Below are 22,244 nucleotides of genomic sequence, written 5' to 3' on the forward strand. Positions count from 1 at the left end.
GCGGCGGGCCGGATGGCTTGGAGCCGGCCGGGCGGGGGCCGTGGGCAACCGGCGGTCAGGGGGCCGGTTCGTAGACGACGGTGGTGGTGGGGCAGTCCTCGGCGAGTCCGAGGAGGGCCTGGCGTTCAGCCTCGTCTGCTGCCAGGTTCCAGCGCAGCTCGGTACCCACCCAGGTCGCGGCGTAGGTGGAGTGGTAGGAGCTGTCTGTGGGGAGCCATTCCGCCGGGTCCTTGTCGGCCTTGCTGCGGTTGGAGGCGGCGGAGACGGCGATCAGGGTGTCGGGGCTGTTCTGGTCGTTGGCGTAGGCCTCGCGGCGGGCCGCGTCCCAGGCGTAGCCGCCGGAGTCGTGGACTTCTGCCAGCGGGACGAAATGGTCTACGCCGAGGCGGGCGGGGTCGGACACGAGGACGTCGTCGTATGCCGAGCGCCACAGCCCGCCGGTCAGCTTGCATCCGCGGCGACCTGAGGCGCCTCAAGGGCCTCGGACAGGATGACCTGACCCCCGCGGGGCGGAGCCTGGCCCATGCCTCCGGCCGCAGGCCGTCCACCCGCAAGAACGCCGACGCGCTGGCCGCCAACGTGGTCAAGGCCGCCCGGACGGTCAACGCTGATCCCGCTGCGACGCTGTGGTGGGTCAAGGAGATTCGCGCGGTGGGCGCCTACGCCGATCCCGGCCGGGAGTCGCTGTTGCACGTCGATCTCGCGGTGGAATTCCGGCCGCGCCTGGACGACCCGCTCGAGCAGCGCAAGGCCGAACAGCGTCTGCGTGATGCCGCCCGCGACCGCGGGGAGCGGCAGCGGGTATGGGACATGGTCGGGTACGGCCACTGGCGTACCCGGCTCGCGCTCGCCGGACGCAGCAAGGTCGTCCGGCTGTTCGCCTCAACCCGGGGAGTCGAGGGGAGGCTGCTGTTCGAGGAGGAGCGGGAGCTGACCGTCTCCGCGATGGCGACTGTGCCCTATCAGCGGCCGGCGGATGTGCCGCTAATAGGGCACAGTTCGTGGTGCGGGCGGCAGGGTGAGGCGGCGCGCGTTGCCCAGCGTGGTGCCCCGCTGGCCTCGTCCCCGGTCGGGCTGTGCCCAGTGGCCCGACGAGCACCTAGGCAACTGCTGGCCCATCAGCAGAGGCGGGACACGGCCAACCGGATCCGAGAGGGCCTACTCGGCAGTCGGTGAACTCGGCCGTGGCCGTGGCTGCCGCTGCCGCAAACGCGGCGCCCGCGCAGGGGGCGAGGAGGGCGCCGACGAAGACGGCGGTGGCGATGGCGGAACGAAGGGCGTTACGCGTGGCGACTCCTAGAAACAGGATCAGATAAAGGAAGGAGAGCCGCACACCGCGTTGTCCCTGTCGGGTTCATCCGAGTGAGCTCCGGCGGTCTGCCGGGAAGAAATTCATGGCTCCCGTACGGTCGGACGATCCGATGGGAATTCTCCTGGCGCGTCAGTTGACGAGGTCGGCGTACAGGATGATGTTGTCCGGTCGGTGGCCCTCGGTGATTTCGCCGCCGCAGGTGATGACGCGCAGCTCGGGGCGGGTGGTGTCGCCGTAGACCTTGGCGGTCGGAAAGTTCTTCTTGTCCACCTGTTCCAATGCCCGGACGCGGAACAGGGCGGTGCTGCCGTCCGCGCGGGAGACGGTGATCTCGTCACCGGTGTGAACCTTGGAGACGTCCTTGAGCACGGCGGGGCCGCGCGCGGTGTCGAAGTGTCCGATCAGTACGGCGGGACCGGTTTCCCCGGGCGTGACGCCCTGCGTGTACCAACCGATCTTGTCCCCGTCCGCCACGGAGGGCACCTCGACCGTGCCGTCGCCGGCCAGTCCCAGCCCCAGGACCGGGGAGGCGTCCACCCCTGCCGAGGGGATCCGCACCCGGACGGGCTCCGAGGCGGGCAGCGGGGAGGCTGTCGCGGCAGGGGCCGGGATCGCCGCAGCGGCGGAGGAGGCCTGGGAGACGTACGGCGCCGGGGTCGCGGGCTTCCCAGCGGCCGGGGCCCCGCAGCCGGTGGCGCCGGCCACGGCGGAGAGGGCGACGGCGACGGCGAGGACCGGGCCGCGGGCGGCAAGAAGGGCGGGACGGACGGCGGTACGGGCCATGGGGAACTCCTGAAACGGGTACGGCGGGCCGCCGATGGGCGACCCGCCGTGTGGGCAGGGGGAAGCGGTTCGGTCAGCCGTGGTTGCGGCGGCGACGCAGCAGGGTCGCGCCCAAGGCGGCGCAGATCGCGACCAGTCCGGCACCGGCGGCGAGCGTGGTGGTGTCGTCGGAGTCCGCCACGCTCTGGACGGGGAGCTCCGCGCCGGCGGCCACCGGGCCCTGCGGGACGACCCTGGTCTGACCGGCGGTCTGGGCCTTCGGGGTGGCCGGGGTGGCGGTCGGGGTGGTGGCCGGCGTGGTGGACGGCTTCGGCGCGGGCGCCGGCGACTGGTCCTCGACGACCTCGTAGCCGAGCTCGCAGCCCTTGGGGAGCGCGGGGAAGGAGGCCTTGCCGACCGGGACCCCCTCGCCGCCCTGGGTCTTCCACTCGAAGACCGGCTTGGCGCCGCTCGGGTTCACGATGCGCAGGTAGAAGGCGTCCCCACCCTTGGGGTGCGTACGGTCCAGGGTCTCCGACCAGGTGTCACCCGGGGCGGAGCCGTGCACGACCGCCTTCGGGCCCTTCGAGGACATGGTCAGGTCGGCGATCATGCCGGCGCCCACCTGGACCTCCTTGACGTCCGAGACGCACGTGGGGGTGGGAACGGCCTCACCCTTGGGCAGCGGGTAGGACCGGGAGGTGCCGGCGTGGGTGACCTTCAGGACCGGGTTGGCCGTCGTGGCGCCGAGCAGTTCCAGCCGGTGGCCGTCGACCGTGGTGGTGGTCTGCTTGCGGTTCAACAGGGACAGCACCCGGGTCAGGTACTCGTCGCCCTGCTTCCAGTCCTTCGGGACGGCGCGGATCCAGGCCTCGGGGCCCTCGGCCTTGTTGCGCAGCACCGCGACCAGGCCCTCGCCTATGTACACCGGCTGCCCCTCGTACCGGCTGTTGTCACCGGTGGCGGCGAACGTCGTGGTCGGCGCTTGGCTCGTGACGGCGAACGCCGCGGTGGCAGCGGGGGCGAGGAGCATGCCGGCGGCGACGGCCGTGACGAGCGAAGTGCGGAGGGCGAGGGCGGAACGCATAACGACTCCTGAAGCGTGGGTGAGGAGGTGGAGGAGAGTCGCATGCCGCGTTGAGTCTGTTCGGTCGAGTTCACCGGGTCAGGTGTGGCGGGGCTGCTGAAGAGAAATTTACAGATCTTGTTTGACCGGACGATCGGGTTCCTGTCCGTGCCGTGTAACAGCAAAAGCGGAGGTACCAGAGGGATCTGCTATGGACGCCGACCACTCAATGCGTCGGGCGATCTCAGCAGCACTCATCTCCGGATCCTTCTTGAGCAAACCGAGAATGCGTCCTTCGAACGGCGCAGCCAGCGACGGCCGGACAGGACGCCGATAGAGAGGGGCCCAGCGGAGGGAATAGCGCGACGCACCGTGTTGGGCGCCAGGCGCATGCTGCGAGCGATCTGCTTGATCGGAGTACCCCCGGCCTGCTGTCGGCGCACCTCCGCCCACACGTCAGCCGAGAGCACGCGGGCCCTCCTCCCGATCAGCGGCGAGAGGGGCAACCTCGCGGGTCTGCCGCCAGGCACTGCGGACCCGGCCCAAAGCACGGATGACCGGTAGCAGCTCCAGCAGCAGAACCTCCGTCCCCTTCAGCACCTTCCGCCCAAGGAAGAACACGGCACCCATCACTGCTGCCACAGCCATCACCACCGTGACGACGACATCAAGATTCATGCGGCACCACCCCGACGCCGCCATCTCCCGAGCCGCCGGTCACGAACCTGCGCGGGTCCCACCCTCAGTCTCCTTTTCTCGACCTGTGGGGCCCTCATCACGAGGGCCCGCCCTGCCAGCGCGCATGGATGCCCATTGGCGCTGGCAAGACGGGCCCTCAAACCTCTTCAACTAGTGTCCCGGCACCCACCGACAACCGGGCGCACGTGTGCCATGTGAATCTTGAACCCCTGCCACGCCGACCGAGGATTCCTGCAGTCGAGCTGCTACCCGATCCAGGCGACGTCCAGGACGGACAGGTGCCGGGTGAGGCGGTTGACCACGTAGACGACGGACAACTGCCCCACGGCCGCGGCGCGCACGTCCTCGCCCTCCGCATCGCCGGTATTCCACTGCGGCCAGCCCCACGGCGAGCGCACGGCGATGTCGAGGACGTCGCGGACCATCTCCCGGGCAGGCTCAGGCAGGTCGGTGACTACCTTCGCGGCCGGGGGGGCAGGCGTGAGCAGCGGCACGCGGTCGAGCGCGGCATCAACCGCCTCAAGCGCCACCGTGCCGTCGCCACCATGTACGACAAATTCACCGTCCGCTACGAAGCGCACGTGCAGGTCGCAGCCATCAACGAATGGCTGCGATCAGCACTTTTACGACAGGCCCTAGCGCGCCTGAGGCAGCTGTCGTTTTGCGGCGCGGTTGGTCGGACTCGGCTGTGGCCTGTTGCTGGTCGTCATTCGGCACTGGCGTGCAGTGCCGGGTCTGTGCCGTGCAGTTCGGCCCAGCAAGCGCGCGGGAGCCAGATCTCGTGGTCGAAGTTGCCGATGTGCAGGTCGTTGACGTGAATGAGTAGCTTGGTCGACCGCCAGAGAGGTAGGCGTACGCGACTGGGCGCAGCGCCGGCCCGGCGGGCTGGGGGAGGACTTGGTGCGCGCCGCACGTCGGGCGAAGGCGCTCGCCGCAATCCACCGGACAGGAATCCGGGCGCGCTCGGGTGGACGGTGGACTGGCAACGCTACTACGCCTACCTCGCCCATCTCCTGGACGAAGCGTGCGCCTGAAGTCCATCACGCCCGGAGTGACCCGGCACGGCGAGGGCATCGGCCGCTGGCTGGCCACCCAACGACGCAACTGGAAGCGGCTGAACGCCGAGCGGCAGACCCGGTTCCGTGCGCTCGGCGACACCCCGCACCGGTCGTACGCGGCCGCCGGTCGGCCCCCAAGACGAGCGCACGTCGGCCCGGGGCGCGGAAGCCTTCCACAACGGCGTCCCCTCACGTATACCTCGCGCGGGAAGGCGGCGGCGTGCCCGGCAGGTCCCACGTCGAGCACCTCCCCGACGGGACCGCCCACCGCCCAGGGGTGTGGCTCGCCAACCAGCGCCAGCGGCGCGACCGGCTCGACGCCGCCCAGCTCGAAGCGCTCGACGGGCTCGGGATGGAGTGGCTGCCACGTGAGGCCTGGCCGTCCCCGTCCGTCGGGCGCCGTCTCGACGACCTTGATCTCGAACGACGTCCGGTTGTCGCTCGTGTGCGTGCCAGTCGTCGGGGCTGGACACCGAGTACCAGCCCCCGAGCGTCTGTCCCACCTCTGGGTCCGTGCTCGTGCGGGCCGGAACGAGGGCCGTGGTACTGCGGTTACTCCTGAGCCGGGGCCCGAACTCGCGATGCACCTGGCGATGGTTCGGGGCACCTCGCCTCGCAGTCGTCGGGGAAGTAGGGCTCCTCAGCCCGCGTCATGCGCGGGAGGCTGACCGTGACGGTCATCCGGGGAGGCGGTCCTGCCGGGTGGCTGTCAGGCCGCCAGCTCGGCCGGGGTGGGGGTTTGGTTCTGCTTGGTTTCCAGCAGTTGCCGGCGCGTGCTGCCCCCTCCCATGCGGTGCAAGCGGTAGCCGCCGGGCTTGTCCGCCTCGTCGGCCAGGTGCTTGATGATGCCCTTGCAGACGGTCTCCTTCATCTTCGCGCCCAGGCGGCCGTCGATGCTGAACCACACCGCTACGTCGGACCGGTTGGCGAACTGGAAGATGCCGTCGGCCCGGCCCAGGCTGATGCACTGGGCGGCGAAGGACTGGTTGAGGGTTTCGGGCTGTTCGCCTGCGATGCGGCTGAGGACCGTATCGGCGGCCCGCGCGCCCATGGGTATCGCGGCCTGGCAGCTCATGCGCAAGGGCAGGTCCGACGGAGCCGCCGAGTCCCCGGCGGCGATGATGCGGGCGTCGTCCACGCTGGTCAGCGTCTCGTCGGTGAGGAGGCGGCCGAGGGCGTCGGTGCTCAGTCCGCTGCGCAGGGCGAGGTCCGGCACCCCGAACCCGACGGTCCAGATGGTCACGTCGCTTGGCAGGACGCGGCCGCCGCCGAGGCGGACGGCCTCGGAGGTCACGGCCGTCACCTTCGTGTCGGGGCCGTCGAGGACGGTCACGCCGAGGCCGGCCAGGCGCTTGGCGACCGAGCGCCGGCCCCGGGGGTGTAGGTAGGGGCCGAGGACCCCGCCGCACACGAGGGTCACGCTCCGGCCCTGTTCGGCCAGCTCGGCGGCGGTTTCGATGCCGGTGGGACCGGCTCCGACGACGGTCACCACGGCCGTGGCGGGTGCGGCGTCCAGGGCGGGGCGCAGTCGCTCGGCCTCCTCGAAGGTGCCGAGGGGGTGGGCGAACTCGGCCGCTCCGGGCACTCCCGGGTCCGCGCTGCCGCTGCCGACGGCGTAGATCAGGTAGTCGTAGCCGACGGTGGCGCCCGAGGCCAGTTCCACACCGCGTCCGGCGGCGTCGATGCGGGTCACGGTGTCGGTGAGCAGCCGGACGCCGTCGCCCAGGACCTCCTGGTAGGCGACGACAGCGGCGTCCGTTCCGCCGACGAGCTGGTGCAGGCGGACCCGGTGGACGAAGTCCGGGCGCGGGTTGATCAGCGTCACTCTCACGTCGTCGCGCTGTGTCAGGCGGTTGGCCGCCATGACTCCGGCGTACCCGCCGCCGATCACGACCACATCGGTGTGCTCGTTCACTGGTGTCTCCTCCGCTACAGGTGGCTCGACCTCAAGACACCGATGTCCCGGCCCCTGTGACGGGTAGGGGTGCGTGACCCGCACAACAGACCTCACATCGATGCAATCGCTGCACTCCTGTGCAGCGATTGCATGAGGATATACTTGGCTCCTGAGGGGGCGTCAAGCCAGGCCGACCCGCCCGACTCCGGGAGCGACGAGCAACGATGACCAGTGCCAATGCAGGGCCAGTGCGCCGCGGGGGCCGCGAAGCGCAACGCCGCCGTACCCGTAAGGCGATCGTCGACGCGGCAGTCCGGCTGAGCGCCGGCGGGGCGGCGCCGTCCGTCGACGAGATCGCGGCTGCCGCCGACGTGTCACGGCGCACCGTGTACGCGTACTTCCCGAGCCTCGACCACCTGCTGATCGACGCCACCGCGGGCGCGCTCAACGAGCCTCCGGTCGAGGAGGCGTTCAACGACCCCGCACTGGGCGACGACGCCGCCGACCGGGTGGACGCCCTCATAAGGACGCTGTTGAAGCACTCACCGCAGTCGCTCCCCCTCGGCCGCCGGCTGATCCGGCTGACCGTCGATCCACCGGTGAGCGACGCCGAGGAGACGCCCGGGCCGCGCAGGGGCCCCCGCCGGATCCAATGGCTGGAGCAGGCCTGTGAACCCCTGCGCGACACCCTTGATGAGCGGTCCTACCAGCGCCTGATCTCGGCGCTGACCATCGTGGTCGGCTGGGAGGCGCAGATCGCCCTGCGTGACGTGCGGGGCCTCGACCCGCAGGCCGAGGAGGAGGCCATCACGTGGGCCGCACGCGCCCTGGTGGAGGCAGCGATCAAGGAGCAGCCGGGGGACAGCACGTAGGACCCGGGCATCCACGTCCCTGGCTCGCCGTGCGTGAGCGTCGTGCCGTGCGGCTGGAAATGTCCGGATTTGTGGGGGCGGCAGCCTGAGCGGGTGCCCCCGGCCAGTCCACCCAGGGCCGGATGCCGGAGAGCAGGGCGACATCCTCGGCGGAGCACAACGGGACCGCCGTGACGCCGCCCTGCCGCTTGTAGTCGATCTCCACCGAACCGACCGGAAACAGCCACCCGAGACGGCCGGCGATCGGGTCGAAGTCGAGGCGGCCACACGCCGAGCCGGCGGGCGGCCAGGTCCGGCCAAGGGAACATGCCGGTCGAGCAGGGCGGGCAGGTCCCGGCGGCGGACCAAGGCAGCCGCCTGGTCTGGGTGGATATCTGGGAACTGCGGCTCCCCGCCGGGGTAGACCAGGAGGCCAGCTTTCACCAGGTGGCGGACCGCCGAGGCGGTCACCCACGGCCGGAGGATCGGCAGCGGCAGCCCAAGAGCCTCCGTCAGCCGGTCCCGCGCCACCCCCGCACCGATCGGGCCCCGCAGCGCCGCACGCACGGCCTCGGCGGCCTCCAACCACCCGCCCGCGACCACCGCCCCGGGCCGGCGTCCGCCCGCGGGAACCAGACCCGACCCTGCCGCCCCCGCCAGCCCGCAACAGCCCCCGCAGCCCGCGGCCTGTGTCGTACCCGGTGTCCGCCGGATGGCGTGGCGCCCGCGTGGTCACGGGCCAGCGGCTGAGCTGGCCGCCCACGGAGGGCCACCTGTTGGGATGCGGCCCAACGGAGCGTCATGCGGCGATGAGCAGCGCCGTGAGCTGCGAAAGCGCGCTTGTTGCTCCAAAGGGAGATCTTGCGTGGTCAACACCGGGATCAGAAGTTGGGCACGACATCGACCCGCCTGCTGAAAACGGAGCCCATTAGGTGAGACACGCACTCGTACGAGGCCGGCTGGCCGCCGCGGCGGCCGGCGCCGCCCTGGCTGCGGGAGCCGTTCTGCTGGGTGCCCCGGCGGCCCACGCCCAGCCCACCCCGCCGACTCCGGTCATCTTCTTCCCGCCGGGCCCGATCCGGCCCATCATCTTCTACCCGCCGGGGCCAATCCTGCCCATCATCCGGGAAGCCCTCCCCTTCTGGCCGCCGGGCCCGGTCCGGCCGCCGGGCGGCATTGAGAACCCGGACTGATCCGACCTCCTCACCAGCCCCCCATCCGCCCCCGGGCCGCGCCAGGAAACCACGTCCCCGGTGCCGTCCGGCGCGCACGCACCCGCACCACGGGATCGCTGTCCGCGCCGGGCGGTGCCAGAGTCGGCGGGGGCCGGGGGGCTGGCGAAGGCCCCGGCAGCCACCCGCCCCGAGCCAGGACAGCACCCGCCGCGTAGCGCGCGGCCGCTCAGTCTGTCGGCCCGGACTCGAAGGTCGGGATGGTCGGCGGGAGACAGGTCCGGAGGCGCACGGTGCCACCGGGCGGGGTGCCCCCACCGCCCTGAACGGTCCCAAGCGACGTTACCCTCGCCCACTGGCGGCCGGCGGGTTTGCGTGGACGGGCAGATGCTCCGACTGGCGCACAGGCTGAGCGCATCCTCGGCCTGCTGCGACGGACAGGCCGGGAGTTGTCGCCGCACGAAGCGGCGCAGTCCACCTTGATCGAATGGAGGGGCGGCGGGGCGTGGGTCAGGCCACCCCCATAACAGGCTCGAGCAGATCAGGCGCGGGGCCGATCCGGCTGTAGTCGTCCAGAGCCGTATGGAGGTGGGCGTATCCGGTGCCGCTGAGGGCGGTCCTTGTTCGGGCAGCCAGCAGCCCGGCGACGGGGCGTTACGGCCGCCGCCGACGGGGATCCGGCCCACCTTCTTGCGTCGATGTGGACCAGCTCGCCCGACGGGCGCGTTCCTAGCGGCGGACGGGTTCGCCGGTGACCCGGTCCCAGAGGGGCCAGGGGCGGCAGGCCATGTCTGCTGACGACACGCCTAGGGAAGACCGCCTTCGTCGTCGCGCGGGCCGCGACCGACCCGCATCCTCGACACCGCCGCCGGGCGTTGACGGCCCGGTGCCGGCGAAGCGGTGGAGCCGGCAGGTCTCCGGCTCCCGGCGCAGCACGTAGCGAGGTTCACCGACTGCGGTGAGTACTCGCGGGCGAAGACGGCAGCGGATAGCTGTTCACGGGTCTTTCAGCGCAGGTAGACGGTGCCCTTGCCGATTCCGGCGCTGGCGGGCACGTCATCGATGAAGACCCGGCGGTATCCGTGCCGGAGCAGGAGCTACCCCCTGCCGCACGGCTTCTTGCTGACCGACCCCCAGCTCCTCGGCACGCTTGCCGACGCGCCGGCACCGCCCGGGTATCCCGGCATGCGCAGGTGGGCCGCGACCACATGGCACTCCTCGCCCGCCACGGCCTGGTCCGCAACGACCTGCCCCCTCACGAGATCGGCTTCGCTCGACGCTACCGAGCCTTGGCGTTGTCGAGTTCGACAGCCAGCGCAGCCATGTCCCGCAGGTGCTTGTAGTACTCGGACGCGCCGTCGTCATCATCGATCGACCGCAGGGCCTTCTCAACGGCCGCAAGGCAGACGAGCAGGATCTTGCGACGCTTCTCGTCAAGAGGCCCTGACAGCGACGAGACGACACAGCCGGCGATGTCCGCGTCGAGCAACACCATGTCCTCGCCTTCGATCTCTCGACCGCGCATGTGTGGTGGGAACGGCGCGCGCAGGTGCTCTTCCCACATCCGTGAGAGCCGTTCCAGTTCCGATTCACCCATGTTCGCGATCATGCCCTACAGGCCAGACTCTGCGGGACAGAGCTCCCGCAGAGCCGACTCGAAGACCGCTACAGCCGCGTGGCCGCCACATCCGTGGACATGGTGCCGGCGGGGGGCAGGGCGTGCGGGCCGTGTGGGGGTCGCACCACCGTCCGGGCCAGCCGGCTACCGCGCCGCGCACCCGGACGCTACGCCTTCGGACCTGCTCGAAGAGTCACCTCCGACGCACTGTTCCGCATACCCGCCCTCCACCCGGCCGAGGCCAACACGACGGCCGCGGAGCCTCGTACTTCTGCGAACTTGCGCTCACCGCCCTGGCGATGAACGGCGTCCTCGGCGCCTGCCGCGGGGTTCCGCTGGCCGGGGAGGTTGCCTGGCGGCCTCTTCAACGCACTCGGCGGCCTCGCCCGCTGGAGGGGCAGCCGACTTCGAGTAGGACCGAAGCCCCATTGCTCCCACGGTCACACAGCCGAACATCCCACGCCTGCCCTCGTCCTGGTCATCTACGGAGGCTCGACGGTTGATGGCTCGTGGCTCTGCCTCGTCGGGCGACGGGACCAGCTTCCGGGGCGGCGCGTGTCATGCCGCCCCGGGGCCGGGTATGTGTGTCGGCGCAGGTCACTTATCGAGCGGTCGGAGTGGTCAGGGCCGGTAGAACGTCTCGCAATCGAGTGGGGACGCGGTGGCGTCGTCAAGGCAGACGACGACGTACGCGGCCCCGCCGGGCACGTCTGCGGGGACTGCCGGGAAGTCGTCGAGTGAATACGTCACGTCGCACTTGGTACTGGTGCTCTTGGCGCCGAGGCGGATACCCGAGGCGTCGTACGCGCCGACCCACGCCCTGCGGCAGCCGACGGCCCGGAGTGCTCCGTCGACCCCGACCGAACGGTTGTACCAGGTCAGAGTGCCGCTGATGTAGCTGGCGCCATACGAGACGCCTGTGATGGGCGTGGTCGGGTACGCCGCAGTCTGCGCGCCCGCGGCCGGCGCTCCCAGTACGGTGGCGGCGGTCAGAACGGCGGAGCCGACAACGGCGGCGAGTTGGGGCTTCAAGTGGTCCTCCAGACGGGACGAGTCTGTTGTCGCCTCACATCCTGGGCAGGTCGACCATCCGTTGCCCATCCTTTAAGCCACCGCTTAAAGGGGCTGCCAGGGTGGTGGGTGCGGCAGTACCTCACACACCTCGGTGCGCTTGTTCGGTGGTGTGTGACAGGAGAGGCGACGTTCGTTCGCGGCGTCCTCGCGCCGTCACGGTTGCGTCAGGGCGCCCGTCCACAGCAGGGCCAGCCCGAGCGGGGTGATGAGGTGGAGTACGGAGCCGCCGCGGCGGCTGGTGGTGATCAGGCCCGTGTCGCGCAGCACGGTCGCGTGCTGGCTGGCCGCGGCGGCCGTGACGTTGAGGCGGCGGGCCAGTTCGCTCGTCGTGCAGCCTTCCGCCGTCACTCGCAGGGCGGCGGCTCGGGTGCGGCCGAGCAGGGACTCCAGGTTCCGGACGGTCGCGCCGTCCCACTCCGCCGCTCCGGTGCCGGTCAGTGGCCGGCGGAGGGCCGGTACGGTCAGGCGGGGTGGCTGAGCGGTGTCGAGCGGGTCCCACAGGAAACTCACCGGGTGCTTCGAGAAGACCGTGGGCGTGATGATGAGTCCCCGCCCCTGGAGGTGCACATCGACTCGGCGTGGATAGGGGGCTTCGAGCACCGGCGGACGCCAGCGGACCAGTGGTGCACAGATCGAGCGCAGCAGGAGATCGACGCCTCCCTCCAGCATCAGGCTCGCGCTACGGGTGGTCAGCGCGACCAGTTCGGAGCGTCCTCTCTCCCAGTAGGGCTCGACGGTCAGTCGGTGGCAGGCGCGCAGGGCCTTTGCCAGCTCCCGCAGCGCGTCACGGTCGCCCTCCGCCACCCGTCTGGCCCACGGCAGTTGTCCGGGACGAAAGTCGAGACACTCGATCTCGCGGCGCAGCCGGGACACCGGGGCGTGCAGCAGATTGTCCACGGCGTGGTCCAGAGAGGGCACATCGCCCGTCAGGGCCAGCAGATCAAGCCCGGGACCGCGCGTCGGGACCAGGGACGTCAAGGGGAGTGTGTCGGCCCCCGTCCTGCCCGCGATCGCCGAGCGCCAGGTGTGGAGGTGCGTAGGCACCCGGTTGCCTCTCAGTAGCTCCAGGCTGTAGTAGACCTCGGCCGCGACGCCGATGGTCGCGGCCACCCGGGTCCTGGCGCGGTCTTCCGCCGTGAAGTGAACACGTAACACCTGCCGGTCTCCTGCCGCCGAAGGGGAGTGCGTGAACGCCCCTCAGCCTGCCCCACCTCGTACCGCCCAATCGGGCGTCGAGGCGCAGGACCCGTTCGTCGGCCACGCGTTCGAGCCGGTGAACGCCAGCGGCCGTACCGGCTGACGGGATCGCCGCATCACCCGATCAGGGGCCACGCTGAAAAGGCTCACTGCCTCGGGCCCAGGGGGAAGGAGTACGCCAAGGTCTACGCGCTGCTGGAGCAGGCGCTGGAGGAGTCCAACCGGGCCGGGATAGCGACCTTGGTGATGTGCGGGCGCGAGTACCTTGTCGCTCTCAAGGTCGGAGAAGAAGCTGCTGACCGTCCACACGCTGCACTGGTCGGACGAGATCCGCGACCCCCAACAGGAGATCCCCGACCTGCCGAAGGCCGGCGAGGCGAGCGCGGGCGAGCTGAAGATGGCCCACCAGCTGATCGACGCCCTCCATGGCCCAGCCCGCACCGAAAGCCACCGGCGCGGTGGATCTCATGGAAGCCCTGCGCGCCTCCGTCGAACGGGTCCGCTCCCCCAAGGACACCCGAGAGAAGGCCACCACCAGGTCGAGGTGGTCTCAGGCCGCGTGGGACCACCTCGGCATGCGCCTGGTTGCTGACAGAGCCACGCCGACCTCGCGGTTGGTGCTGGTGAAGGACCTCGAGACTGACGACGGGTATGCCTTCGAGCTGGCGAGCCCGATCTTCCTGACTGTCGGTGATCGAATCGCTTTCGACCAGGTCGTCGGCAGCCCTGCCCGTTAGGACACTCCAGCCACCGGTCGGCGGAACCGGGCGCCGGCCCGCCGGCAGGCCGAGCGAGAGTGGCCCGGCGTCGGTCACCCGGCAGCCGCGGCCCGGCCCTGGCCGAACCGCGGCACGTCGTCCACGCCCACATCCAGGCGGATCCGCTGGAAGCGGAGCGGGTGCCGGAAAACACCCAGGTCAGCGGTCCGATCCGTGCTGACTTCCGCCACCAGGTCCGGGCGGACCAGCACCACGTCCAGGAGGGCTCCCCCACGACGCCGCGAAGCGACCCGCGATGCCCGGGCAGATAGCGGCTGGCCAGGGGCTTCACGACGGGGTGACGCACTTTCCGGGATTCTCTCTGCCCTTGTTCACCGCTCGATTTCCCAACAGAGGTAAGCGGGAAAGTGCGTCACCGAGTGCGTCACCTTGTTGTACAGTGTGTCACAGCCCCGTCCCGCTCTCCCTGTGCCAGTGGTCTGCGGGCCACGAGCTATGCGGGCTTCCTGGACGGGCAAGATCGTCAGGCATCTGGTGGAGTCGGAGGGTGCGGGTGGGGTGGCTACCCTCGCTCCGCGACGCGGGCCATCCATCGGGCGCGCCACATCGGCTTGTCCTTGCCGTCGGTGTCCTTGACGCGCCACCACACAGAGTGCACGCCTTGGGGTCCACTCAGTGGCCGGTTTCCAGGCCGCGGTACGGTCCAGGCTCCTGCGGGCGGTGCGCCTGCTGATCGTCCCGGCGCAGCGGGTGCACGCACTGCGTCGGCATGGTCCTTCTTGGCGTGGCGGTTCGCGCGGGCGCGGGAGTCTTCGGCGGCCCTGGTGAACGCGTCCTGAAGGTGATGCAGCCGATCCGCCGTGAGATCAAGGGCCTCTGCGTCCGTACGCGACTCCCGCAAGGCCCGCAGCGCTGTCGTGTCAATCGCCCCCCCCGGGATCCGGCCTCCGGCTCCTGGCCGTCGTGCTCAAGGTCGGCGGCCGTGGGCCCGAGCAGCTGCTCGGGCATCGCCGCCTGCTGGTGCCGGACGACGTCGTACGCCCGGCCCCGCACGGCGGTGGTGATGCGCAGCTTCTCCCGAACCACCGCCCCGGCGAGGACGGCACGCTCGTAATGCAGCGGGATGCGGGGGATCTCCCACTCCCCCGCATCCTGGCCCGGGTCCCGGAGTTCGGCCGGCTCGCCGGGATCGGCCGGGGGCCGCTGGTCGGGATCGGGCTGATTCAGCGCAGCGGAGAAATGGCTGTGCGAATGCCGAGCCGGACGCGCCCTACGGCACCGATCACGATGGGAACGGCCAGGACGATGCACGCGACAACGACTACCAGGGCGGCCGGCATGGCATTGCCGCCGGCCGCAGCGAGGTCTGTGGCGTTGTCCAGGACGCCATAGCCGACGATGTGTGCCGCCCAGCTCCCGCACGCCAGTATCCAGTAGATCCCCACCCCGATCTGCCAGTTGAACACCACGGCAGGTCTGCGGTGGTGCAGCAGGCGGCGCGTGACCAGCAATGCAGCCAGCAGACCCCCCAGGAGAACGACCGACAGGATGCGCCACCAGTCGTCCAGCGCCCAGTGGTAGTCCGCTCCTCTGTCATCCCATCTGTTGGGGTATGCGAGCGATCGTCTCTTGGCTTTGAGTGCGCCCTGCCACAGCAGGCCCACGGGAAGGAGGGCGAGGAGCATCACGAGCGGATGGCCGAGGCCCCTCTTGAGCTTGCCGATCCAGTGCTCCTCCCAGGCTGCACCCGCCGTGACGGAAGCGGTGGACTGCGTGGCGGCACGGGCCCGCTGCCCGTCGCCGACTCGGTCGGCGGCCGGGCGGGGGGACGCCGTGCCGCCGGAGGCGAACCGAGCGGGCTCGGGCCGGCCAGGGGCAGTGCCGTCGGGGACTGTGAGGACGGCCGTCTGCGTCCGCGGCTCCCCGGCAGACGGCTCGGGGTCGTCGGGTGCCTCCAGGTGGAGCAGGAACTCGGCGGTGCGGGCGATCGACGCGGTGATCGGGGCGGGCAACCAGTCACCGTACGCCGGGTACCGCTTCTCGGCCGCGGCGCGGAGTGTGGCGGCCGTGGGCCGTTGGTCTGGTTCCTTGGCGAGGCAGGAGCGCAGCACATCGGCGAACTGGGGCGGGACGTCGACGATGTCCGGTTCGTGGTGGACCACCCGGTAGAACACCTGGGCGGCGGAACCGGTGCCGAACGGGCTGCGCCCGGTGGCGGCGAAGGCCAGTGAAGCGCCCAGCGAGAACACATCGGATGCCGCCCCGACCCGCTGCCCCTCCGCCTGCTCGGGCGACATGTATCCGGGGGAACCGACCACCATCCCGGTGCCGGTGAGAACCGTCTCGTCGGCGGAGCGGGCGATCCCGAAGTCGATGAGCAGCGGTCCTTCCTGAGCCAGGAGCACGTTCGACGGTTTCACATCGCGATGCACGACCTCGGCGGCGTGCACCCCCTCCAGTACCTGGGCGAGGCCCACCAGCAGCCGCCACAGCGTCGGCTCGGGGAGAGGACCGTGGACGTTGACGGCCTCCAGCAATGTTGGGCCGGGGACGTAGGCGGACGCCAGCCACGGGATGGCGGCCTCGGTGTCCGAGTCCAACACCGGCACCGTCCCCGGGCCGGTCAGCGCTCGTGAGGCCCGCACCTCCCGGGCGAAGCGTGCCCGGAGGCCGGGGTCGGCGGCGAGATCAGCCCGCACCACCTTGACCGCCACGGTCCGGCCGCCGGGCGACCGCCCCAGGTAGACGGCGCCCATCCCGCCTGCTCCCAGCCGGCACAGCAACCGGTGGTCCCCGAGTCGGCGCGGATCGTCATCAGTCAGCGGCTGCACGTACGCCCACTCTCCCCGAACTCTTCGTAGAACAGCGGCACTTCAGTCGGTGCTGCCACAGGATCGCACAGGCACCGGCGACGCAGGGCCGTAGTCGTACGTCCTACGTCCGGCTGCAGTGGCCGCAGACTGGTCGGCGGGCGTTCCCGGAGCCAAACTCGCCGCACTCCGGTCCTACCGGCGGGCCGCAGGGCACCTCGCGCCATGGCAGGACGCCATGTGGGGTGAGGACGACGAGATGGTGCCCATCGGACAGCACCTGGCCAACCTCCGGGGCAAGGGTGCGAAGAACGGCCTGGGCAAGGACCCGGACCGCGCCGCGGAACGCGCGGCGCAGCTGACCGCGGTCGACGAGGACTGGGACTGCCCGTGGCCGCTGGACTGGCAGCGGAACTACCGCGTCTTGGCCGACCTGGTCGAGGCCGACGGCGCCCTGCCACACATCGCGCCGGGCGTCGTCTTCGACGGCGACGACATCGGCAAGTGGCTCCAGCAGCAGAGGCAGCCGGCCATCCGGGCGCGGCTGCTGCCCGAGCAGCAGGAGAGGCTGACCGCGCTGGGCGTGCAGCCCAAAGGACAACTACTTCGGCCGGCACGTGTGCGTCGGGCCGACGGCGGCGCCATCGGAGACCCGCGTTCCTACCAGCTCAACGACACCACTCACTCGCTGAAGAACAACACCACACCCTGCGGCGCGTAAGGAGGCGTGGGAGACCAAGCACGCCGCGCTCCGGTGCTGTCGGGAATCCACGGGCGTCGGCGGCACCCGCCGGGGGCGCCGCGCGCCCGCGCGGGGGCAGCTCGGCCGGGCCCGGGAGTTAGTTCTCCCGGGAGTGCTTGCCGGGCTCGATGATCTCGTCGAGGACTGCCCGGATGCTGTTGTAGATCCGCGATGCCATGGCATCCGTAAGCCGTTGGTCGTCGGATCCACCGGCCGTGCTGGCGGCATGCAGCCGTTCGTCCTCCGCAGCAGCCCAGTCCCGCGCTGCACGGATTCGCCTCAGCAGCTCATCTGCGTCGATCTCAGCCATGTGCGGGACCTTACCGAGCCTTCGCCGCCCCGAACAGGGCGCGTCCAGCGACTTCGGGCCGCGAGGTGCGGTCCGGGAACCCCCGCGCCCGCCAGGAGCGGGCCACCTACGCGGCATGGCCGCTCAAGCGGCCCCGCGACTGCCAGGAGCGGCGCCAGCCCCACCCGGGCCGCGGCCCCCTGCCAGGAGCTGACGGCCCGCACGCCCCGGAGGGTGCACGTCTCCGGCGTCGGAGGGGCGAGGTCAGGGAACTCGCCGTCCCGTCCCCGTCCCGCTCCCCCGTCCCGCCGAGCCGGCGCCCACAGACGGGGTGCCGTAACGCATGTGGAAAGTCGCTTCCCAGGTGAACTGCCGTATGCAGTCGGGTGAACCCACCACCCGCAGGGTTCTGCCAGTCGCTCCTGAGCCGCTACACCGGCCCTGTGATGATCAGGCTAATGCGGGCCGCGACCGCGGCCGCCGCCCCCTCGCCCTCACCCTGCCCACGCCCGCCCTCGCCCACGCCGCCGACACCCCGGCCCGCCAAGTGCCCCAGACCCTGCCGCTCGGCCTGGCGGCGACACCCTCCCCCTCGCCGCCGAGGACCGCACGGGCTACCAGCGCACCAGCTTCAAGCACTGGAACGCCGACGACATCCCCACCGACGGCTGCAACACCCGCAACGAAGTCCTCCTCGCCGAAGCCACTCGAACAGGAAGAACGTGCTGAGTGAACGTCACCACGGCGACTGGCCGTACCGTGGGGGATCGGCTTCGAACAAGGGAACGCGAGTGCGGTACAAGGTGACTGTGGATGTCGCGGCAGCGCCGGAGCGGGTGTGGGAAGTGCTGGCCGACATCGAGGGCTGGCCTCGCTGGACGGTGTCGAAGACGAGCGTACGGCTGCTGTCCGGCGGCCCGGTGGCGGTCGGGAGCGAGGCGGAGGTCCGGCAGCTCAAGCTGGCGACCGAGGTGTGGCAGGTCACCGAGATGGAGGCCGGGCGCAGCTTCGAGTGGCGCTCCCAGAACCCGGTGTTCACCACGATCAGTACGCACCGGATCGAGCCGCTCGGCGCGGGCCGGTCCCGCGTCGTGCTCGGCCTGCAGCAGAAGGGTTTCATGGCACCGCTGCTCGCGCTGGCGTACGGCAAGCTGACTCGCCGGTACGTCGACATGGAGGCGGCCGGGCTGAAGCGGTACTGCGAGGCGATGGGCGGCTGAGCGCACGGGGCCGGAGCCCCGCACCGCCCGGCTCAGGCGCGCCACTTGCGGAAAGACGCGCCGTACTGCGGTGCCGCGCCTGGGCATGCCGCGGCACCGGAGCACGGGCCTGACCTGTGGCTTCGTTCATGTGAAGTGGCTCTGGCACAACTTGTGTGACCCAGTGACGCTGAGCGACCGTCTAGTCCTTTCGTGCCATACGCGAAGTCGCCCGAAAACGGTTGGTGGGCAAGGCGCCTGGGCCGAGAGTTCGGGGTCATGGAAGAGGTCGTGCTCCGGCTGAAGGAGCTGTTGTTCCCCGTCGGTGGCGGACGTCGAGGCGCTGTCGATGGACGTGAATATCGCGATAGTCCGTGTCGACGCCCGCTGCACCGCGGACGGCGCCGCGTGTCCGGGTTGCGAAGTATGGTCGCGCCGGGTTCACGGGTCCTCCCTGCGGTTTCCCTGCCGATGTTCCGAGCGCGGGCCGAAAAGTCGTACTCCGTTTACGGGTCCGCCGGTTCGCCTGCCGGAACACCCTGTGCTCGCGCCGGACCTTCGTCGAGCAGATAGCCGGACTGACACGTCGACACGGCCAGCGCACCGAGAGACTGCGCTCGGACCTGGCCGTGGTCGGTCTCGCCCTGGCGGGGCGGGCCGGGTCCCGCCTGGCCTCTGTCCTCGGCATGCCGGTCAGCCGGAGCACCGTCTTGCGCTTGGTCGGCGCCTTGTCCGATCCGGAGACCGCCACACCGCGGGTGGTCGGTGTCGACGAGTACGCCACCCGCAAGGGCCGCCACTACGGCACCGTCCTCATCGACATTGAAACCCGCCGTCCCGTCGACCTGCGGCCGGACCGGGAAGCGTCCAGCCTGGCGGTCTGGCTCGCCGACCGGCCTGGCGTCGAGGGCCGTCCAGGTCGCGGACCGGTGGCACCTCTGGCACAACCTGAGCGAGGCCGCCGAGCGGGCTGTCGCCCAGCACCATCCCTGCCTGCGCGTCCATGTCCCGGCCGCCGCTGAACCCGGGCCGGAACCGGGGCCGGAGCAGGAAATGTCCGGCACGCCCTGGCCGACCGGGCACCGGTTCGCCGACCGCACCCGGGCCCGGCACGCCACTGTCCACGCACTCCTGGAGGCCGGACACAGCCTGCGTTCCGTCCAGCGTCAGCTCGGCATGGCCTGGCACACCGTCAAACGATTCTGCGACGCCGAGAAGCCGGAAGACCTGTTCACCGGCCAGTGGCAGAACCGGACCTCGGTCCTCGACGAGTACAAACCCTACCTGGACGACCGCTGGAGCGAGGGCTGCACCAACGCCAGGAAGCTGTGGGGAGACGCTGGCTGCGACGGGTCGTCCTGCCAGGCATGGGTGAACGCCTGCTCGAACGGCAACAGCTCGCTGAAGTGGGGCAGTGCGGCCAGCAGCAGCCATCTCCGGCGCCCGCCGCCGCGGGCTCGTACGCCACCGAGATGACCTTGTGCCACTCGGTTACAAAGGCAGCTACCAGCGCGTCCACCTCTACCTGTGAGAAAAGCGCACTTCACCAAAGCCGGTAAGCGTCCGGCCGCCCTCACCCCGCACTGTCGCCGGATGGATCAAGACGGTCCGGACCATGTGTCCGGAACTCGACTCCCTGACCCGCCATGTCCGCTCCTTCGCGACCATGCTCACCGAACGCCAAGGCCAGCAGCTCCCCGACTGGCTCGACGCCGTTCGGCAGGACAACCTCCCAGCCTCCGCACCCTCGCAGCCGGCATCGACCGCGATCGGGACGCCGTCGTCGCCGGACTCACCCTGCCCTGGAGCTCGGGCGCGGTTGAAGGCCATGTCAACCGGATCAAGATGCTCAAGCGCCAATGTTCGGCCGCGCGGGATTCCAGCTCCTTCGCAAGCGCGTCCTATTGGCGTGCCTGAGCGTCGCTCTACCGCGAACGTCGAGGTCAGCAGCGATCAAGGCTCACGGGGTTTCAGCGCACCGCGTCAAGTGACGCAGCGTCGTGTATGCGAGGCATCCGTGCCATGTGTCCACCGTCGGAACCTGGTGGGCGAACTGCACGTAGGAAGTACTCCCATCCAACACTCCCATCAGCACTTCGCCATCCTCGCCTCCGGCTCGCTGTGCGGCGCGGGCACAAGCCATCAGGGCGGCGCCGACCGCCGGGTGGGACGGGCCGTGGGAGTCGGCAGGCCAGTCGATGGGCCGTATCACCTCCGGTCCCAGCCAGGTGGCTAGGACGTCCGCCACAACGCTCCACAGCTTGAACGGGCGCAGTAGGTGCGGGGTCTGGGAAATTCCATCCGGTCTGGGACCGTTCAGTCCCAGGAGGTCGACGAGACGGCGGTCCAAGAGGGCCCGGGCGTCCCGGTCGAGGTTGTCGGTGCTGTTGGTTGCGTGAACCAGGTTGAAGACGGGGTTCAGGGCCCCGAAATCACCGCGCAGAGTGCCGGGTCGGGCATGGTGCTCCGGGCTCAGGATCAGCCGAAACCGCGCAGCTTGTAGCCCCGGTCGCGTGTCCAGAGGGAGATGAGCCGAGTGAGGTGCTGGGCCACTCCGTCTGGCTTGACTATGAGGAGTGCGAAGCGGTCCGGTTCGAGCAAGGAAGACTCCTGTGCGAGCACGATCTCACGGGGCGCTCTGACTGTACCGGGAGCCCAGACCAAGCCAATTCGTACTCTGCGTGACCATTTCACAGAAGTTGTGCCAGCACCCAATCTCGGGCTCTGGCCCAACTTCTGTGGACCTGGCGCGGGCGGCAGGTTCGTGCGCAGTGCCACGTCTTGGTCGGCTGCGGTGCCGACGGGATTTGAACCCGCGAGACAGATGGGAGCAGGTCCGCCCCGTCCCCGTCAGTCGCCGTGGGAGGGACCTCGCCCACGGCGATCGCAATAGACCGCTCTGCCACGGCACCGCAACCTGCGGAAATGCGCGCACTCCCGCTATGACCAAGCGTAGGGACACCGTTCTCTGCGGACGAATCTTTATCTGGTCGCTGGCAACCGCTGCCACGGGGCCACAGAAGTTGGGCCAGCCACGACTCGTGAACGAAGCCAGCCGGATCAGCCAGCGCGCCCGACCGCCCGCCACGGCGCAACGGTGTCCTCAGGCCAGCGCGGAACAGCGGATGCCGCCGCCGGGATGCCACTCCATCACCGGATCGGCCGCATTCCCGTGCTCCGTGCACCAGGACACCGGAACCACACCGCCGCACTCCTGCCGCACGCAGACGCAGACCTGGCCCGGGCGGGCGTACGGGACCCCATGACGCACCACCTGCCCGTCCGCCCCTCCGCAGCGGCGCCTCGCAGGCCGGCCGGCCAGGTCAGCGTCACTCGCAGACCGCCCAACCCGAGCGGAACCGCTCCACCAGCCTCACGTCACCCGTGACCGCCAACGGGCCGGTACCGGGCGCGCTCAGCCGGCGCAGCGACGCCCCGGACTCCCCGGCCGGCAGCTCGGCCAGCGCATCGGCGTCCTCGTCGGTGGACCAGCCGGACAACGTGGCCTCGCCGGCCGCGTCGTCGGGCAAATCCAGCCACGGGCCATCGAGACGGAACCGGTGCGTCGCTCCGCCGGCCTCGGCCAGCACCAGCGAAGCGACCGTCGGCCCCATGGGAACTTCGATCTTGTCGTGGGCCAGCAGCCAGGCCACGACCGCGTGGCGCTCGAACAGCGGGGACACGTCCGTCCCGGCCACCGGGTCCGGGAAGTCAGAGCGCCTGCGGCGCCAGTTCACCACCGCAGCCCGGCCCACCCGAGCCATCCGCCGCCACCTCCC

Annotated in this window: 19 protein-coding genes, 1 tRNA gene and 4 pseudogenes; 9 read left to right on the forward strand and 15 right to left on the reverse strand. The window is 70.6% G+C overall.

All coding sequences use genetic code 11. The features are described from left to right. Window positions 1-55: 55 nt before the first annotated feature. Complete coding sequence (locus tag AB0953_RS32540; RefSeq protein ID WP_366863181.1) at window positions 56-403, reverse strand: HNH endonuclease family protein; 348 nt, start codon at window positions 401-403, stop codon at window positions 56-58. Between the two features lie 14 nt (window positions 404-417). Between AB0953_RS32540 and AB0953_RS32545 the strand changes: the two genes are divergently transcribed. After that, window positions 418-1,176, forward strand: coding sequence for a hypothetical protein (locus tag AB0953_RS32545; RefSeq protein WP_366863182.1), 759 nt, complete (start codon window positions 418-420; stop codon window positions 1,174-1,176). A 265-nt stretch (window positions 1,177-1,441) separates the two neighbouring features. Here the strand turns inward: AB0953_RS32545 and AB0953_RS32550 are convergent, their stop codons facing one another. The 5 genes from AB0953_RS32550 to AB0953_RS32570 form a co-directional block, all read right to left on the reverse strand. Then, window positions 1,442-2,095: a class F sortase gene (locus tag AB0953_RS32550; protein ID WP_366863183.1), complete on the reverse strand. Its 654-nt coding sequence runs from the start codon at window positions 2,093-2,095 to the stop codon at window positions 1,442-1,444. Window positions 2,096-2,168: 73 nt separating this feature from the next. Beyond that, a complete protein-coding gene (locus AB0953_RS32555; protein WP_366863184.1) occupies window positions 2,169-3,161 on the reverse strand; it encodes a hypothetical protein in 993 nt (330 codons plus the stop codon). Between the two features lie 435 nt (window positions 3,162-3,596). Then, window positions 3,597-3,818, reverse strand: a complete 222-nt coding sequence (locus AB0953_RS32560; RefSeq protein WP_366863185.1) for a hypothetical protein — start codon at window positions 3,816-3,818, stop codon at window positions 3,597-3,599. A 266-nt stretch (window positions 3,819-4,084) separates the two neighbouring features. After that, window positions 4,085-4,264 carry a hypothetical protein gene (locus AB0953_RS32565; protein ID WP_366863186.1) on the reverse strand — a complete coding sequence of 60 codons (180 nt, stop codon included), beginning with the start codon at window positions 4,262-4,264 and terminating at the stop codon, window positions 4,085-4,087. A 1,342-nt stretch (window positions 4,265-5,606) separates the two neighbouring features. Further along, window positions 5,607-6,812, reverse strand: a complete 1,206-nt coding sequence (locus AB0953_RS32570; RefSeq protein WP_366863187.1) for an FAD-dependent oxidoreductase — start codon at window positions 6,810-6,812, stop codon at window positions 5,607-5,609. A gap of 206 nt (window positions 6,813-7,018) precedes the next feature. On the opposite strand from AB0953_RS32570, the gene AB0953_RS32575 reads away from it, so the two are divergent. Together AB0953_RS32575 and AB0953_RS32580 are read left to right on the forward strand one after the other, a co-directional pair. Further along, entirely contained in the window at window positions 7,019-7,666 is a 648-nt protein-coding gene (locus tag AB0953_RS32575) for a TetR/AcrR family transcriptional regulator (RefSeq protein ID WP_366863188.1), read from the forward strand. A gap of 911 nt (window positions 7,667-8,577) precedes the next feature. Continuing rightward, a complete protein-coding gene (locus AB0953_RS32580) occupies window positions 8,578-8,838 on the forward strand; it encodes a hypothetical protein (protein ID WP_366863189.1) in 261 nt (86 codons plus the stop codon). Between the two features lie 534 nt (window positions 8,839-9,372). On the opposite strand, the pseudogene AB0953_RS32585 reads toward AB0953_RS32580, so the two are convergent. The 4 genes and pseudogenes from AB0953_RS32585 to AB0953_RS32600 all read right to left on the reverse strand — a co-directional run. After that, a pseudogene (locus AB0953_RS32585) lies at window positions 9,373-9,622 on the reverse strand (IS481 family transposase); the annotation flags it as partial. Window positions 9,623-10,096: 474 nt separating this feature from the next. Continuing rightward, window positions 10,097-10,426: a hypothetical protein gene (locus AB0953_RS32590; protein WP_366863190.1), complete on the reverse strand. Its 330-nt coding sequence runs from the start codon at window positions 10,424-10,426 to the stop codon at window positions 10,097-10,099. A gap of 630 nt (window positions 10,427-11,056) precedes the next feature. Then, window positions 11,057-11,467, reverse strand: coding sequence for a hypothetical protein (locus AB0953_RS32595; RefSeq protein WP_366863191.1), 411 nt, complete (start codon window positions 11,465-11,467; stop codon window positions 11,057-11,059). 195 nt (window positions 11,468-11,662) lie between these two features. Beyond that, complete coding sequence (locus AB0953_RS32600) at window positions 11,663-12,619, reverse strand: winged helix-turn-helix domain-containing protein (protein ID WP_366863192.1); 957 nt, start codon at window positions 12,617-12,619, stop codon at window positions 11,663-11,665. Between the two features lie 72 nt (window positions 12,620-12,691). On the opposite strand from AB0953_RS32600, the pseudogene AB0953_RS32605 reads away from it, so the two are divergent. Then, a pseudogene (locus AB0953_RS32605) lies at window positions 12,692-12,931 on the forward strand (hypothetical protein); the annotation flags it as partial. Window positions 12,932-13,131: 200 nt separating this feature from the next. Next, the gene (locus tag AB0953_RS32610) at window positions 13,132-13,443 is read left to right on the forward strand and encodes a hypothetical protein (RefSeq protein ID WP_366863212.1); all 312 of its coding nucleotides are present in this window, start codon (window positions 13,132-13,134) and stop codon (window positions 13,441-13,443) included. Between the two features lie 74 nt (window positions 13,444-13,517). On the opposite strand, the gene AB0953_RS32615 is transcribed toward AB0953_RS32610, so the two are convergent. Both AB0953_RS32615 and AB0953_RS32620 read right to left on the reverse strand, forming a co-directional pair. Next, entirely contained in the window at window positions 13,518-13,679 is a 162-nt protein-coding gene (locus tag AB0953_RS32615) for a hypothetical protein (RefSeq protein ID WP_366863193.1), read from the reverse strand. Between the two features lie 969 nt (window positions 13,680-14,648). Further along, entirely contained in the window at window positions 14,649-16,256 is a 1,608-nt protein-coding gene (locus AB0953_RS32620) for a serine/threonine-protein kinase (RefSeq protein WP_366863194.1), read from the reverse strand. A gap of 151 nt (window positions 16,257-16,407) precedes the next feature. Between AB0953_RS32620 and AB0953_RS32625 the strand changes: the two are divergent. Continuing rightward, window positions 16,408-16,827, forward strand: a pseudogene (locus tag AB0953_RS32625) (helicase associated domain-containing protein); the annotation flags it as partial. Between the two features lie 247 nt (window positions 16,828-17,074). Here the strand turns inward: AB0953_RS32625 and AB0953_RS32630 are convergent. Continuing rightward, window positions 17,075-17,287: a 3-deoxy-D-manno-octulosonic acid transferase gene (locus tag AB0953_RS32630; protein ID WP_366863195.1), complete on the reverse strand. Its 213-nt coding sequence runs from the start codon at window positions 17,285-17,287 to the stop codon at window positions 17,075-17,077. Window positions 17,288-17,765: 478 nt separating this feature from the next. Here AB0953_RS32630 and AB0953_RS32635 point away from each other — a divergent pair. The 3 genes and pseudogenes from AB0953_RS32635 to AB0953_RS32645 form a co-directional block, all read left to right on the forward strand. Continuing rightward, window positions 17,766-17,971: pseudogene (locus AB0953_RS32635) on the forward strand (HNH endonuclease); the annotation flags it as partial. Window positions 17,972-18,069: 98 nt separating this feature from the next. Beyond that, the gene (locus AB0953_RS32640) at window positions 18,070-18,486 is read left to right on the forward strand and encodes an SRPBCC family protein (protein ID WP_366863211.1); all 417 of its coding nucleotides are present in this window, start codon (window positions 18,070-18,072) and stop codon (window positions 18,484-18,486) included. 1,032 nt (window positions 18,487-19,518) lie between these two features. After that, window positions 19,519-19,941, forward strand: coding sequence for a hypothetical protein (locus tag AB0953_RS32645; protein WP_366863196.1), 423 nt, complete (start codon window positions 19,519-19,521; stop codon window positions 19,939-19,941). Window positions 19,942-21,257: 1,316 nt separating this feature from the next. On the opposite strand, the gene AB0953_RS32650 is transcribed toward AB0953_RS32645, so the two are convergent. Together AB0953_RS32650 and AB0953_RS32655 are read right to left on the reverse strand one after the other, a co-directional pair. Next, a tRNA-Gly gene (locus AB0953_RS32650) sits at window positions 21,258-21,377 on the reverse strand. Window positions 21,378-21,794: 417 nt separating this feature from the next. Continuing rightward, on the reverse strand, window positions 21,795-22,229 hold the full coding sequence (locus AB0953_RS32655) for a hypothetical protein (RefSeq protein WP_366863213.1): 435 nt from the start codon (window positions 22,227-22,229) through the stop codon (window positions 21,795-21,797). Window positions 22,230-22,244 lie beyond the last annotated feature (15 nt).

The organism is Streptomyces sp. NPDC046866 (genome assembly GCF_040704625.1).
Taxonomy (GTDB): Bacteria; Actinomycetota; Actinomycetes; order Streptomycetales; family Streptomycetaceae; genus Streptomyces.

Bases quoted from the DNA above. Each gene is read 5' to 3' on its own strand.
- AB0953_RS32545 (WP_366863182.1), top strand. From the start codon at position 418: ATGCCGAGCGCCACAGCCCGCCGGTCAGCTTGCATCCGCGGCGACCTG.
- AB0953_RS32550 (WP_366863183.1), bottom strand. From the start codon at position 2,095: ATGGCCCGTACCGCCGTCCGTCCCGCCCTTCTTGCCGCCCGCGGCCCG.
- AB0953_RS32555 (WP_366863184.1), bottom strand. From the start codon at position 3,161: ATGCGTTCCGCCCTCGCCCTCCGCACTTCGCTCGTCACGGCCGTCGCC.
- AB0953_RS32560 (WP_366863185.1), bottom strand. From the start codon at position 3,818: ATGAATCTTGATGTCGTCGTCACGGTGGTGATGGCTGTGGCAGCAGTG.
- AB0953_RS32565 (WP_366863186.1), bottom strand. From the start codon at position 4,264: ATGGTCCGCGACGTCCTCGACATCGCCGTGCGCTCGCCGTGGGGCTGG.
- AB0953_RS32575 (WP_366863188.1), top strand. From the start codon at position 7,019: ATGACCAGTGCCAATGCAGGGCCAGTGCGCCGCGGGGGCCGCGAAGCG.
- AB0953_RS32590 (WP_366863190.1), bottom strand. From the start codon at position 10,426: ATGATCGCGAACATGGGTGAATCGGAACTGGAACGGCTCTCACGGATG.
- AB0953_RS32610 (WP_366863212.1), top strand. From the start codon at position 13,132: ATGGCCCAGCCCGCACCGAAAGCCACCGGCGCGGTGGATCTCATGGAA.
- AB0953_RS32630 (WP_366863195.1), bottom strand. From the start codon at position 17,287: ATGGCTGAGATCGACGCAGATGAGCTGCTGAGGCGAATCCGTGCAGCG.
- AB0953_RS32645 (WP_366863196.1), top strand. From the start codon at position 19,519: ATGTCCGGCACGCCCTGGCCGACCGGGCACCGGTTCGCCGACCGCACC.
- AB0953_RS32655 (WP_366863213.1), bottom strand. From the start codon at position 22,229: ATGGCTCGGGTGGGCCGGGCTGCGGTGGTGAACTGGCGCCGCAGGCGC.